Genomic DNA, 13,524 nt, shown 5'->3' with positions numbered 1-13,524 from the left:
AAGCGGCAGGCCTTCAGGGGTGATTGAGGTGCGACAGCGGCTCAGACGCCCGGCGGCACCCGGGACGGCCGTCCCGACCCCCGCGTCAGCGCATAGCCCCCGATCCCGGCGAGCGCCGCGAGCACGGCACCGATCCCGGTCCACACCCAGCGGTCGGACCACCAGCCGGAGGACCAGCCGTCGTTCCGGCCGAAGCTGGACAGCACCGCCGCCTTCGAACCGCCCTGGTCCGCCGCGGACTTGACGGCGATACCGGGCACGAGCGGCTTGCCCAGCGAGCCGTCCACGGCCGAGGCGCCGCCGATGTCCTTGGAGTCGACACGCACCTCGGCGCTCACCGGCTGACCGAGGTCGGCGGCGCCGAGGTCCACCACGGTCAGCCGGACGTAATAGGTGCCCGGCAGCGGGTCGTCGGACCACGGCTCGGCCCAGCCGCGCACCGTGCGCAGCACACAGGCCAGCTCGACCTGGGAGGCGTCCTGCGCGACCGGGCGGGGGTCGGCGCCGTACTGGCAGGCCTGCCGACGCCGCAGCCCGTCGTACACGTCGAGCTGCCAGGTCTGCGCGCCGTGCGTCCGCGGGAGCTTCACGGTCGCCCTGACGGTGGGCCGCTGCCCGACGTCGGCAGGGAACGACCAGTACAGGTAGTCACCGGTCGAGCCCGACGCGGTCGCCGACTGGCCCTGCTGGAGCTCCGTCGCCGTACGGAAGGAGGTGCCCGCCCGGGTGGGCGCCGAGCCGTCGGCGGAGGCGCTCGCCGAAGGGCTCGGGGTGTCGGCGGCGGCCGGCCCGGCGGCCAGCCCCACCGCCAGCAGCGCAGCACTCAACGCAACGGTGAAACGCATCAGTTCGTCCTCCAGACGGCGACCCGCCAGCGCGACAGCCAGCCCCACAGCAGACCGGCCAGGAACCCGATCACGACGAGTGCGCCCAGCAGCCACCAGCCGCGCCCGAGGCCGAAGGAGGCCACGTCGTGATGGCCGGACGGCCCGGCCACGACGTCGACGGTCAGCTCGATCGGCAGACCGGGTGTCGTCTTGACCCCCGAGGCGGCCGAGAAGGAGTGGCTGACCTGCAGACACACGGTCTCCGCGGGCGCGTTGTCGTCGTCGCTCGCCGGCTTCGGATAGCGCAGCCCGGTGGAGACGACGTCCGTACGGCCGGTGCCGGCGGCCTCACCGCGCACGATCTCCCGCCCATGCACGGTCACCGCCCGCAGCAGCACGCCGTAACCGGGGTTCACGGCGCGGTCGTCGGCCACGCTGACCGAGGTGCGCAGTTCCTGGCCCGGTTCGACGGAGACCTTGTACCAGCGCTGCTGCCCGAACGCGGCCCGGTCCGTGTACAGCCCGGACTTCAGCTCCGGCGCGTCGGTGCACTGCGCGGCGCCCTCGGTGGCCACCGGCGTCACCACCGGATCGGCGGCCCGGTCGACCAACTGCCCGACACGGCTGCTCAGTTGCTCCTTGTGCCGTACGTCGGTGTAGGTGCCGCCGGTCGCGTCCGCGATGCAGCTGAGCTGGTCACGGGTCTTGGCGTCCGGGACCAGGCCGAGGGTGTCGATGGTCAGCCCGACGCCCTTGGCCGCTATCTCGCGGGCCACCTCGCACGGGTCGAGCGGCTGGCAGGTGTCCTCGCCGTCGGTGATCAGGACGATACGGCGGGTTCCGCCGCCACCGTTCAGGTCGTCCGCCGCCTTCAGCAGCGCCGGCCCGATCGGCGTCCAGCCGGTGGGCTGCAGCGTGGCCACCGCCGTCTTGGCGTCGGTCCGGTTCAGCGTGCCGACGGGGTAGAGCTGCGCGGTGTCCTTGCAGCCCTCCTTGCGGTCGTTTCCGGGGTAGTTGGCGCCCAGCGTGCGGATGCCGAGCTGGACCTCCTGCGGGGTCGCGTCCAGCACCTCGTCGAACGCCTGCTTCGCCGCGGCCATCCGGGAGCCGCCGTCGATGTCCCGGGTACGCATGGAACCGCTGACGTCCAGCACGAGTTCGACCTTCGGGGCGGCCGCCTGTGTCTCGTCGGCGACGGCCCCGCCGGGGAACGCGATCCCGGCCGCCAGGGCGGCGAGCAGAGCACACACGCCCGCCGCCAGCCGTTGTCTTCTGATCATCGCAGGATCCTATGGAGCAGATGCGCCGGCCTCCAAAACGAGCGGGTTCGGCAGCGACGCCCACTGGTCGCCCGGGGTCCGCGGGGACAGTCGCATCAGGGTCAACGCCTTGACCGGGACGGGCGATGCACGCAGGGCCGACAGGTCGGGGGTGGCCGGGAGGTGGGGGAGCGCGGTGGCCAGGGCCGCTCCCAGGGGGGCGGCCGAGCCTGCGGTGGCCGCCAGGGATCCGGCCACCAGGGAGCCGAACAGCTTGCGGCGCAGGGCGGTTTCGTCGTCCGTGATCAGACGGCCGGTCAGCGGGGGCGGGGTGAGACCGTGGCGGGCCAGGCGGACGGGGCTGATGCGGATGTCGGCCAGGTCGCGGTAGACCAGCCGCCGGGGAGCGCCGTCGGCCGACAGGATCACCAGCAGGTTCTGCCCGTGCGCCTCCAGGGCCACGCCGAGGTCGAGCAGCTGCAGGCCCACGGTGAGCGCCAGCCGGGCGAACGCGGCCGTCCAGCCGGGGGAGTCGGGCAGACCGGTCAAGGGCAGCGCGGCCACCGGCAGCACCCGCTCGTCCGATGCCGCGTACATGTCGGGCGACTCCCGCAGCAGCGCCGCGAGATCGGGTGAACCGGCCGTGACCGCACCCAGCGTGCGCGTGATGTGCAACAGGCCCTCGGTGCGCGCCGTCAGCTGCTCGGCGAGGTCGTTGAGAGGCCCGGCGGACCTGATCGAGTAGGGCGAGATGTCCCGCACCGACGAGGTCAGCCGTGCGCTCAGCGCGGTCTTCACATGCGGCCCGCCGTCCGGCAGCGCGAGGGTGCGCAGGGAGAGCAGGGGGTGGGCCGAGCGCCAGGGATCGGACGAACGGTTCAGCCGGTGGGCGGTCTGCCACGGATGCACGGGGACCAGCAGCCGCTCCCCGTCCCGGAGTTCCGCCGGCCAGTCTCCCGTCAGCAGACACTCGTCCGCCGGTACCGGCACCGTACCCAGCCCCACCACCGGCCGGTGCTCGGGGCCGTACGCCAGCTGCTCCGCGACCGAGAACCCGGGCCGCGAACGGCAGTTGGGATGGTACGGATGCCCGTCGGTCACCCGCTGCTCCCACTCCCAGGCCTCCCTCCCCCGGCCTTCGGACGGGGGGACTCCCACCGGCCACTGCTCGGGGTGGGCCGCGTCCGCCCGGGACAGCGCCAACGAGGCCGCGCTGTCCGCCAGTTCCGCCGCGAACGCCGCGCCGTGCGGCACGGCCAGGGCGGCCATCAGGCCCGCCGGATCCACGTGAAGTTCCTGGCCGAGGCGGACCTCCGTGACGTACGCGCTCGTGGCATACGGATCCGCGTGCGGCCCGTACAGCGTCCTGCCGTCGGCCAGCCGCAGCGCCAGACCGTGCGCCCCGCGCACCCGCCCGGTGATCCACGGCAACGGCTCATGCGCCAACGCCCGCCACAGACGGCTCAGCACGGCAGAACGGGCACCCGGCAGCTCCGCCGTGTACCGGGTCAGCAGGGCAGGCCGCACGGCGGCCAACTCCGCGGCGATCTCGGCCTCGGCGGCGGGGGGACGGTGCACGGTCGGCTCCTTGGGGAGGGGAGGGGCGGGCGCCCGGTACGGGGACCGGGGACGGGAAGGGGGCGGTTCGGTGGCGCCGGGACGGGAACGGGATGCGGATGGGGTGTGGCGACGGGGAAGGGGGACGAGTAGAGGAACGGGACGGGGAGACGGTGGGGACGGGAGGAGGGGGGACGGGGGGAGACTCGGGTGGGCCCGGGATCCGGGCTCGGGCACGATTGTGAAGGACGACGGACATACTGATCGCGACCGGCTCCCGGATGCGCTCCGCACGAGACCGGCGGCGTACACGTCTCACGGCGTCCCCGGCCGGCGGCCCGCCGGGTGGGCGCACCGCGACGCCGGGCGCGCCTCGGACACGGGACGACCTGTCCGGCCACAGGACGAAGAACGAACGAATGGATCGCGTGGACCTCACACCCCCCGCCGGTGCCGTCGGCCGTCGCGCCGACGCGTACGCGGCCGCGCCCCTGCTCAACTGCCTGCTGCGCGAAGTGGCCGAGCCCCTCCCGGACCCGGACATGGTCCTGGAGGCGCCCCCGAACCCAGTCGCGGCCCCGCAACCGACTCCGCAACCGACCCCGGACACACTCCCCGGTGACCGCCGGATCCACCGGCTGCCCAGTGGTCGGCTGTTGCGGGTGCGTCTCGGGCGGCGTCCCGGTGAGCCCGAGGTGTGCGCCGCCGGTGTCTGGCGTCCCGTCGGTCACACCGAGCTGGTCAAACTGGTCGCCGAGGAATTGCGCCGGCACACCGGCCAGTCCGGCGGCGACCTGCCCGCCGAGATGGTCGACAGCCGGGACGCGGTCGCCGCGCTGCTCACCGCCCGCGCCGGCGCGACCGCGCCCGCCGACCCCTACCTGCGCTCCGAGCAGTCCCTGATCACCGGCCACCCCTACCATCCGGCCCCCAAGGCCCGCGGCGGCGGCCCGGTCGCGTCCTGGCTGCCGTACGCCCCCGAGGCACACGCCCGCTTTCCGCTGGTGTTGCTCGGCGTCCGCGAGGACCAGGTGGCCGAGGAGGGCGACACCCGCGCCCTCGACGCCCTCGGCACCGCCCCGCCCGGCTACCGGCTGCTGCCCGCCCACCCCTGGCAGCTGGACCTGGTGGGCCGTGAGCTGGCGGCGGCCTTCGCCGACGGCCGCCTGCTCCACCTCGGCACGACCGACTTCGACACCTGGCCGACGGCGGCGGTCCGCACGGTGTACGCGCCCCGCCGCGACCTGTTCCTGAAGTTCTCCCTGGACGTCCGCATCACCAACGACATCCGCCGCCTCTGGCGCCACGACCTGCGCCGCCTGCGCCGCACCGACACGGCCGCCGCACACGCCTTCGCGGTCGTGCGCCCGCCCGCGGCCTGGCTGAGCGACCGCGGCTACCGTACGGCCGCCTTCGCCTTCGAGGAACTCGCGGTGCTCGTCCGCGACGGGCTGCGCGACCACCTCCCGCCCGGTGCCGTCCCGCTGCTCGCGGCCGGGCTCGCCGAGGGCTTCGAGGGCAGCCCGCTGGCCGCCACCGCCGACCCGGAGGCCTGGTGGGAGGCGTATCTGCGGCAGGTCGTACCACCCGTTCTGACGGCGTTCGACAAGCACGGGGTCGTCGTGGAGGCCCATCTGCAGAACACGCTCGTCGCTGTCGACGCGGCCGGCACGCCGGTGCGGGCGCTGTTCCGGGACGCCGAGGGCGTCAAGCTGCTGCCGGACGTGACCCGGGCCGCGGGCTGGGAACGGCTCGTGTACTGCCTGGTGGTGAACCACCTCACCGAGATCGCCGCCGCCCTCGCCGAGCACCACCCCGGCCTCGACCCCTGGCCCGCCGCCCGCCGCGAACTCGCCCGGCACGACCTGCCGGAGATCCCCGCCCTGCTCACCGCGCCCACGCTGCCCGGCAAGACCAACCTGCTGCTGCGCTGGACCGGCGCGGACGGCGCGGACGCCCGCTATCTGCCCCTGCCCAACCCGCTGGCCGGCGCCTGACCCGCCGCGCCGCGGCTCTACCCGGACTCCAGCGGCTGACGTTATGCTCTGCGCATGCATCTTTCGTCATGTCGTAGCTGGTGGCGCTCCCCGTAGGAGCGGCCGACACGCACGCATGATCCGGGCCGTTCGGAAGGACGGCCCTTTCGTGTCCCCTCGGACCAGGGTCCGTGCCGTTCCGGCGGCGAGACCGACCCCACGAGGAGACGCTGTGACCACCACGCCCCAGACCGCCGGCCCCGACACCATCGCCCCGGCTCCCTCCGCCGACACGCTCGGGACGTCCGCCGCCCGGGCCCGCAGTGCGGTGCTGGAAGAACAGATCCGCGAGGACCCAGGACGGTTCCGCATGCTGACGGGCGACCGCCCCACCGGCCGCCTGCACCTGGGCCACTACTTCGGCACGCTGCACAACCGCGTACGGCTGCAGGACCTCGGCGTCGAGACGTACGTGATCATCGCGGACTACCAGGTGCTGACCGACCGGGACGTGGCGGACACCCTGACCGAGCACGTCGAGGAGCTCGTCCTGGACTACCTGGCCATCGGCGTCGACCCGGAGCGCAGCACGATCTTCACGCACAGCGCGATCCCCGCCCTCAACCAGCTGATGCTGCCCTTCCTCAGCCTCGTCTCCGTCGCCGAACTCAGCCGCAACCCCACGGTCAAGGACGAGATCGCCCACTCGCGCCAGTCCGCCGTCAGCGGCCTGATGTTCACCTATCCCGTCCACCAGGCCGCCGACATCCTCTTCTGCAAGGGCAATCTGGTGCCGGTCGGCCAGGACCAGCTCCCGCACCTGGAGATCACCCGCACCATCGCCCGCCGCTTCAACGACCGCTACGGCAACGGCGGTACGGTCTTCCCGGAACCCGACGCCCTGCTCTCCCGCGCACCGCTGCTGCTCGGCACGGACGGCACCAAGATGAGCAAGAGCCGCCGCAACGCCGTCGCGCTGGCCGCCGACGCCGACGAGACCGCCCGCCTGCTCAAGGCGGCCAAGACGGACTCCGAGCGGCACATCACCTACGACCCGGCGGGCCGCCCCGAGGTGTCCTCCCTCCTGCTGCTCGCGGCCCTGTGCCAGAACCGGACCCCCGAGGAGGTGGCCGACGACATCGGCTCGGCGGGCGCCGCCGCACTGAAGAAGACCGTGACCGAGGCGGTCAACGAGTACCTGGCACCGCTCAGGGCCCGCCGCGCCGAGTACGCCCAGGACCGCGCCTACCTCCACCGCACCCTGCGCGAGGGCAACGAGCGCGCCCGCGCGGTGGCCGAGACCACGCTCGCGCAGGTGCGCACGGCGATGAAGAACCACTACTGAGCGCCCCAGGGGCTGGGTGTCGGCACGCAACGTCGGCGGCCATGGGAGCAGTTGCCCGGCCCAGGCGTCGGCCTCCGCCGGCGTGACGCCTGGCAGCCGGTCACCGACGGAACCGAGCAGCCGGCGTGGCCGTCAGCTCCTGACGGATCGCACTGGCTCCGGAGCCGGGCTGCGCGTGCCCGCCCGGTCGGTGTCACCGGGGAAGACCAGATCCGTCGCCGTCAGGGGCGCTCGGGCGTCCAGGTGGGGGCGGGGAAGGGCGGTGGGCGGGTCGGCACCCAGGCGCTCGCAGGTCAGCGCGGAGACGAGGACCGCGTCGTCCACGGCGATCCTGAGCACGCCCGGATCGGCCGCGGCCAGCTTCTGCGGGATGTGCAGTCCGTGGCGGGCCAGCGCGCCGAGCAGCCCGGCGGTGAACGCGTCGCCCGCGCCGACGGTGTCCACCACCGCGACCTTCCGCCCGGGACGGCTCAGGCTTCCCGCACGGGCGTGAAAGGCGTGCGCGCCGTCGGGACCGTCGGTGATGACGACGAGGAGCGCGCCCAGCTCCAGCCAGTGAGCGGCGATCCGCTCGATCGGCGTGTCCGGGTAGAGCCACTCGACGTCCTCACGGCTGGCCTTGACCAGGTGGGCGGTGCCGACGCTGCCTTCGACGGCCCGCCTGCCACGCTCCGGGTCGCCCAGCAGGGCGGGGCGCACGTTGGGGTCGTAGCTGATCAGCGCCGTGCCCTCGGCGCGCAGGCGCCGGACGGCGGAGTGGATGCGCTCGGCGGCAGGCGAGGTCCAGGAGGCGACCGAGCCGAAGTGCAGTACGGCGGTGTCCCGCGGGACGAGGGCGGTCTCCGCCTCGGTCCACTGCCAGTCCGCGGTGCCGTCCAGGTAGAAGTCGTAACTCGCCCTTCCCGCCGCGTCCATGGAGACCACGGCGAGCGTGGTGGGCTCGGCGGCCGCCGGGGCGTACGTCAGGTCGACGCCCTCGGCGGCGGCGTGCGTGCGCAGCATCCGGCCGAAGGTGTTGTCGGCCAGGCGTGCCATGAGCGCGGTGCGGTGTCCGAGCCGGGCCAGGCCGACGGCGACGTTGAACGGGCTGCCGCCGGGCCGGGCACGGTAGTCGCCCGGTGCGTCGAGCTGGACCATGTCGATGAGTGCTTCGCCGATCACGGTCACGGCCGGGATATATGTGGCGGTTTGTGCGGTTTCAGTCATGGCGGGGCCCTTCGGCTGGGATCTCGCCGGAGCCCCGCTCGATCAGCCGGGTCGGCACGGTGACGGTGCGGGTGGGCGACTCGTCGCCGTCCAGCCTGCGGAAGAGCATCTCGGCGGCTGTCCTGCCCACCTGTTCGACGTCCTGGGCGATGACGGAGATGCCCGGGCTGAGGATGTCGGCCAGGGGGAAGTCGTCGAAGCCCACCTGGGCGACGGTGTCCTGCAGGCCCATGGCGCGCAGTGCGCGGACGGCGCCTATGGTCACGAAGTTCTGGCTGGTGAACAGCGCCGTCGGCGGATCGGGCAGGGACAGGACCTGCTCGGTCGCGGCGATGGCCGCCTCCTCGCTGGACCCGACGTGGCGGACGATTTCCTCGTCGTATGCGATGTGCGCGACTTCCAGGGCGTGCCGGTAGCCGTCGAAGCGCTGGGCGGCGGTGGGGATGGAGGTGCGGTCGCCGAGGTAGGCGATGCGGCGGTGGCCGGCCTTCAGCAGGTGCTTGACTGCGGTGAGGGCGCCCTGCCGGTTCTCGGAGACGACGGCGTCCGCGTCGAGCAGGCCGGCCTCGCGGTCGACGAAGACCATGCGGGTACCGGTGTGCTGCTCGTTGATGAGGTAGCTCTGGTCGCGTCCCGCGGGGACGATCACCAGCCCGTCGACCCGGCGGTCGACGAGCGCCTGGGCCAACTCCCGTTCGCGCGCCGGGTCTTCGTCGAGGCTGCCGACCAGTACCAGCACTCCGCGTTCCCGGGCCACGTTCTCCACGGTGCGGGTCAGGACGGCCGAGAAGGGGTTGGCCGCGTCCTCGACGAGCATGCCGATGGTGGCGGTGCGGCCGTCGCCGCGGCGCAGGCTGCTGGCGGTGAGGTTGGGCCGGTAGCCCAGTTTGTCGGCGGCCTCGCGGACCCTGGCGACGATCGCCGGATCGACGGTGGGGACGCCGTTGAAGACGCGCGAGACGGTCTTGATGGCCACTCCGGCCAGCGCCGCGACCTCACGCATGGTGGGGCGGCTGCGGGTGGACCGGGGCGCGGCCTCGCCCTGAGTCATCGTTGTCTCCAACCGGTTGTGCGTTACCTACTCGTTGCCCGCGCATGTCTATCAGCGTCTTGACGAGCTCGTCCATACGGGCCCAGTATCTCGCCCAGTCAACGTTGTCTCAGCGTCGGCCAAGGGACGGCTCCGAAAGGGAACAAGCGATGAACATCTCCTCCAGCCAGGCGTCGAGCCGCCGCAGTCGGCGTACCGGAGTGGCCGCGATCGGCGTCAGCGTCTGCCTCGGCGCCACGCTCGCGGCCTGCGGTTCCTCGAACGGAAGCTCCTCTTCGTCCGCGTCGGGCGGCGGCGGCAAGGTGGGTGTGTCGCTGATCCTGAAGACGCTCACCAACCCCTACTTCGTGAGCATGGAGAAGGACGCCAAGACCCAGGCCGCCAAGGACAACGTGAGTCTCACGGTGGCCGCGGGCAACAGCGACGGCGACACCCAGACCCAGATCACCGCCATCGACAACGCCATATCCCGCGGCGACAAGGGCATCCTGATCACCACCAACGGCGACGCCGTGAACGCCGCCCTGAACCGGGCCAAGCAGGCCGGCCTCTTCGTGATCGCCCTGGACACCGCACCCAACCCGGCGAGCATCGCGAACATCACCTACGCCACCGACAACGAGCAGGCGGGCAAGCTCGACGGCCAGTACGCCGCGGCCGCCCTGAACGGCAAGCCCGCGGTCATCGCCATGCTCGACCTGTTCAACAACCAGGTCGTCTCCGTCGACATCAACCGCGACCACGGCTTCCTGGAGGGCATGGGCATCGACCCGGGCAGCAAGACCGAGAACGGCAAGGAAGCCAAGTCCGGCAAGTACACCGGCGGCAAGGGCGGCAGCTACACGGTCGCCTGCCACCAGCCCACCCAGGGTGCCATCGACGGCGGCCGCACCGCGATGGAGAACTGCCTGTCGGCCAACCCGGACATCAACGTCGTCTACGCGATCAACGAACCCGCGGGCGAGGGCGCGTACAACGCGCTGAAGGCGGCCGGCAAGGAGAAGAACGTCGCGATCTACGCGATCGACGGCAGCTGCGCCGGCCTGAAGAACGTCACCAGCGGCGAGTTCGCGGCCGATGCGGTGCAGTACCCGGGCAAGATGGCGGCCCTCGGCGTCGACTCGATCGCCAAGCTGGCCCGCGGCGGCAGCAAGCCCAGCGTGACCGGCGGCAAGTCCTTCTACGACACCGGCACCGCTCTCGCCGCCGCGAAGCCGCTCGGCGGCCTGACCGTGCAGTCCCCGTCGCAGGCCGCCTCCGCCTGCTGGGGCAACTGACACCCCGAGCGGCTGCGACCGCCCCTCGACCGGGCGACTGCCCCCGAGCCGGGTGCGGCGCCGGAAGCCACCGTGATGGCGCCGGCGTCGCACCCGCACCACACGAGCCCATGAGCCCGTACCAGGGAAGACACCGGAAGGACCCCCTGTGACCACCCACGTGGACCCTCAAGCCACACCGGCACCGGCGGAGGAGCTCCTCAACCGGCCCGCCACCCCTGCCCAGCGCATCCACTCGGTGCTGCACCGCCAGCCCGCACTCAGCCCGGCGATCGTCCTGGTACTCGCCGCTGTGGTGTTCTCCCTGGTCAACGACCGCTTCTACGCGCTGCAGAACCTCTCGCTCGTCATCCAGCAGGTGGCCGTCATCGGCTCACTGGCCGTCGGGCAGACGGTCATCATCCTCACCGCCGGCATCGACCTGTCCATCGGCGCGGTCATGGTGCTCGCCTCGCTGCTGATGTCGAAGCTCGTCGCGGACAACCACTGGCCGGGCGGGGTGGCCCTGCTCGCCGGGGCGGTCGTCGCCATCGCCGCGCAGGCTCTGAACGGGCTGCTGGTCACCAAGATCAAGCTGCCGCCGTTCATCGTCACCCTCGGCACCCTCAGCATCTTCACCGCGATCACCCTCATCTACGCCAAGGGCCAGACCATCGCCCTGCAGCCGGGCAACATCCTGATGTGGACCGCCAACACGGTCTCCCTCGGGCAGCTGAACCTGACCAACGGCGTCCTGATCATGATCGCCCTGTACGCGGTGATCGGCTACGCCCTGCGCTACACCGCCTGGGGCCGGCACCTGTACGCCGTGGGCGACGACGTCGAGGCGGCCCGCCTGGCAGGCATCTCCGTCAACCGGGTACTGCTCAGCGCCTACATGGTCGGCGGCTTCGCCATCGCCGTGGGCGCCTGGATCCTGGTCGGCCGCGTCGGCGGCGGCGACCCCAACAGCGGCCTCAACGCCAACCTGCAGTCCATCACGGCGGTCGTCATCGGCGGCACCAGCCTGTTCGGCGGACGCGGCGTGGTGCTCGGCTCGCTGATCGGCGCGCTCATCGTCCAGGTCTTCGTCAACGGCCTCGCGCTGGCCGGCATCGACCCCAACTACCAAGTCCTCGCAGTCGGCATCCTGGTGATCGCGGCTGTCTCCGTCGACCAGTGGATCCGGAGTGTGAAGTCGTGACCACCGCCACCGCCCCCGTCCTCGAAGCCAAGGGCCTGGTCAAGCTCTTCGGCAAGGTCGTCGGCCTGAACGACGTCGACCTCACCCTGCACCCCGGCGAGGTCCTCGCCGTCATCGGCGACAACGGCGCCGGCAAGTCCACCCTGATCAAGTGCCTGTCCGGAGCCCTCGTCCCCGACCAGGGCAGCCTCTTCGTCAATGGCGAGGAGGTCCACTTCAAGCGGCCCCAGGACGCCCGCGAAGCCGGCATCGAGACCGTCTACCAGACCCTGGCCGTCGCTCCCGCGCTGGACATCGCCAGCAACCTGTTCCTCGCCCGCGAAGTCCGCCGCAAGGGTGTGCTGGGCTCGGTGTTCCGCATGCTCGACACCAGCGAGATGAAGCGTCAGGCCGCCGACCACATCAAGCGGCTCGGCATCGGCACCCTGCAGAACATCAACCAGGCCGTGGAAACCCTCTCCGGTGGCCAGCGGCAGTGCGTGGCCGTCGCCCGCACGGCAGCCTTCGGCGGCCGTGTCGTCATCCTCGACGAGCCGACCGCCGCCCTCGGCGTCCGCGAGACCGGGCAGGTCCTCAAACTCGTCCGCGACCTGCGCGACCAGGGCCTCGGCATCATCCTCATCAGCCACAACATGCCCAACGTCTTCGAGGTCGCCGACCGCATCCACATCCAGCGACTCGGCGGCTGCGCGGGCGTCATCACCCCGCAGTCGCACTCCATGGAGGACGCGGTGGCCATCATGACGGGCGCGAAGAAGCTCGCCCCCGACGCGAGCTGAAGGGAACACCAGGGGACATGTCCGCCGAGTACCGGATCGCCGAGGACCGTCTCGGCGGCGAACCCACCCTTGTCGTCTCCGCGCCGGACGAATCGGCCCGCGCCGTCCTCGCCCTGCGCGGAGCGACGCTGCTGAGCTGGCAGGTCAGGCATGGGGCGACAGGCCGGCTGAAGGAGCTGACGGACGGCTACCGCGACGAGAAGGAACTCCTCTCCCAGGACGGCGTACGCGCCGGCCTGATGGCTCCCTTCACCAACCGCATAGCGGACGGCCGCTACCGCTACGACGGACAGGACCACGACCTGCTCCCCGGCCACCACGGAGACCGGCTGATCTACCACGGCTTCGCCCGCGAGACACCGTTCGAACTCGTCCACGCCACCACGACGGCCGACTCCGCCCGCCTGCTCCTGCGCACCACGGGCATCCGACCGGGCCGGTACCCCGGCTACCCGTTCGCCCTCGACCTCGAAGCCGAATTCACCGTCACGGCACAGGAGCTGAGCATCGAGGTCCGCGCGACGAACGTGGGCGACACCACCGCCCCCTACGCGGCGGGCTGGCACCCGTACTTCACTCTGTCGCAGTCCATCGACGACCTGCTCCTGCACATCCCCGCCCACACCCTGATCCGCACCGACGCCTCCCTCATCCCCCTGCCCGGCGAGGACGCCCTGCTTCCCCTGGACGACTGCCCCGACATGGACTTCCGGGTACCGAAACGACTGGGCGACGCGGTCATCGACGCCTGCTACGCGGACCTCAGCGGCTCCGGCAGCCGGTTCGAAACGGTGCTGACCGACGCGGCGACCGGCGAGGAACTGCGGGTCTGGCAGTACGGCGGATACATGCACGTCTTCACCGGAGACACCCTGGCCCGCGACCGGCGCGCCTCCATCGCACTCGAACCCGTCGAGACGATGACCAACGCCTTCAACCGCCCCGAACACGCCGCCCTCCTGGCCCTGGAACCCGGCCGGAGCCGCGCATTCGGCTTCGGCGTCGGGTACGGCTGCCGGAGCCGCGGGCCTGGAGATTCCTGAGCCGGTGGAACGGCTGAGTCC

General features: G+C 72.1%; 11 protein-coding genes. 6 read left to right on the top strand and 5 right to left on the bottom strand.

Going from position 1 to position 13,524, the window contains the following annotated elements; translation table 11 throughout:
- Positions 1–41: 41 nt before the first annotated feature.
- Genes O1G22_RS09065 through O1G22_RS09055 form a run of 3 tightly spaced genes read right to left on the bottom strand, consistent with a single transcriptional unit; the run spans position 42 to position 3,664 of the window.
- On the bottom strand, positions 42–845 hold the full coding sequence (locus O1G22_RS09065) for a hypothetical protein (RefSeq protein ID WP_270080855.1): 804 nt from the start codon (positions 843–845) through the stop codon (positions 42–44).
- The gene (locus tag O1G22_RS09060) at positions 845–2,107 is read right to left on the bottom strand and encodes a VWA domain-containing protein (RefSeq protein ID WP_270080854.1); all 1,263 of its coding nucleotides are present in this window, start codon (positions 2,105–2,107) and stop codon (positions 845–847) included. The genes O1G22_RS09065 and O1G22_RS09060 overlap by 1 nt, the downstream gene beginning before the upstream one ends.
- A 9-nt stretch (positions 2,108–2,116) precedes the next feature.
- On the bottom strand, positions 2,117–3,664 hold the full coding sequence (locus O1G22_RS09055) for an IucA/IucC family siderophore biosynthesis protein (RefSeq protein ID WP_270080853.1): 1,548 nt from the start codon (positions 3,662–3,664) through the stop codon (positions 2,117–2,119).
- A 398-nt stretch (positions 3,665–4,062) separates the two neighbouring features.
- Between O1G22_RS09055 and O1G22_RS09050 the strand changes: the two genes are divergently transcribed.
- A complete protein-coding gene (locus tag O1G22_RS09050; RefSeq protein ID WP_270080852.1) occupies positions 4,063–5,640 on the top strand; it encodes an IucA/IucC family protein in 1,578 nt (525 codons plus the stop codon).
- Between the two features lie 211 nt (positions 5,641–5,851).
- Positions 5,852–6,964: a tryptophan--tRNA ligase gene (gene trpS / locus O1G22_RS09045; RefSeq protein WP_428986336.1), complete on the top strand. Its 1,113-nt coding sequence runs from the start codon at positions 5,852–5,854 to the stop codon at positions 6,962–6,964.
- Between the two features lie 132 nt (positions 6,965–7,096).
- Here the strand turns inward: trpS and O1G22_RS09040 are convergent, their stop codons facing one another.
- Positions 7,097–8,131: a carbohydrate kinase family protein gene (locus O1G22_RS09040; protein ID WP_270080851.1), complete on the bottom strand. Its 1,035-nt coding sequence runs from the start codon at positions 8,129–8,131 to the stop codon at positions 7,097–7,099.
- 31 nt (positions 8,132–8,162) lie between these two features.
- The gene (locus O1G22_RS09035) at positions 8,163–9,221 is read right to left on the bottom strand and encodes a LacI family DNA-binding transcriptional regulator (RefSeq protein ID WP_270080850.1); all 1,059 of its coding nucleotides are present in this window, start codon (positions 9,219–9,221) and stop codon (positions 8,163–8,165) included.
- Positions 9,222–9,370: 149 nt separating this feature from the next.
- Here O1G22_RS09035 and O1G22_RS09030 point away from each other — a divergent pair, with 149 nt between their 5' ends.
- From O1G22_RS09030 to O1G22_RS09015, 4 genes are all read left to right on the top strand, one after another.
- Positions 9,371–10,498, top strand: a complete 1,128-nt coding sequence (locus O1G22_RS09030; protein WP_270080849.1) for a substrate-binding domain-containing protein — start codon at positions 9,371–9,373, stop codon at positions 10,496–10,498.
- 148 nt (positions 10,499–10,646) lie between these two features.
- Positions 10,647–11,681: an ABC transporter permease gene (locus O1G22_RS09025; protein WP_270080848.1), complete on the top strand. Its 1,035-nt coding sequence runs from the start codon at positions 10,647–10,649 to the stop codon at positions 11,679–11,681.
- Complete coding sequence (locus tag O1G22_RS09020) at positions 11,678–12,460, top strand: ATP-binding cassette domain-containing protein (RefSeq protein WP_270080847.1); 783 nt, start codon at positions 11,678–11,680, stop codon at positions 12,458–12,460. Before O1G22_RS09025 ends, O1G22_RS09020 begins: the two co-directional genes overlap by 4 nt.
- A gap of 17 nt (positions 12,461–12,477) precedes the next feature.
- Positions 12,478–13,503, top strand: coding sequence for an aldose 1-epimerase (locus O1G22_RS09015; protein WP_270080846.1), 1,026 nt, complete (start codon positions 12,478–12,480; stop codon positions 13,501–13,503).
- Positions 13,504–13,524 lie beyond the last annotated feature (21 nt).

Origin of the sequence: Streptomyces camelliae, assembly GCF_027625935.1 — a bacterium.
GTDB classification, from domain to species: domain Bacteria; phylum Actinomycetota; class Actinomycetes; order Streptomycetales; family Streptomycetaceae; genus Streptomyces; species Streptomyces camelliae.
This window is presented reverse-complemented; position numbering and strand designations above follow the sequence as displayed.

Bases quoted from the DNA above. Each gene is read 5' to 3' on its own strand.
- O1G22_RS09065 (WP_270080855.1), bottom strand. From the start codon at position 845: ATGCGTTTCACCGTTGCGTTGAGTGCTGCGCTGCTGGCGGTGGGGCTG.
- O1G22_RS09060 (WP_270080854.1), bottom strand. From the start codon at position 2,107: ATGATCAGAAGACAACGGCTGGCGGCGGGCGTGTGTGCTCTGCTCGCC.
- O1G22_RS09050 (WP_270080852.1), top strand. From the start codon at position 4,063: ATGGATCGCGTGGACCTCACACCCCCCGCCGGTGCCGTCGGCCGTCGC.
- O1G22_RS09035 (WP_270080850.1), bottom strand. From the start codon at position 9,221: ATGACTCAGGGCGAGGCCGCGCCCCGGTCCACCCGCAGCCGCCCCACC.
- O1G22_RS09030 (WP_270080849.1), top strand. From the start codon at position 9,371: ATGAACATCTCCTCCAGCCAGGCGTCGAGCCGCCGCAGTCGGCGTACC.
- O1G22_RS09015 (WP_270080846.1), top strand. From the start codon at position 12,478: ATGTCCGCCGAGTACCGGATCGCCGAGGACCGTCTCGGCGGCGAACCC.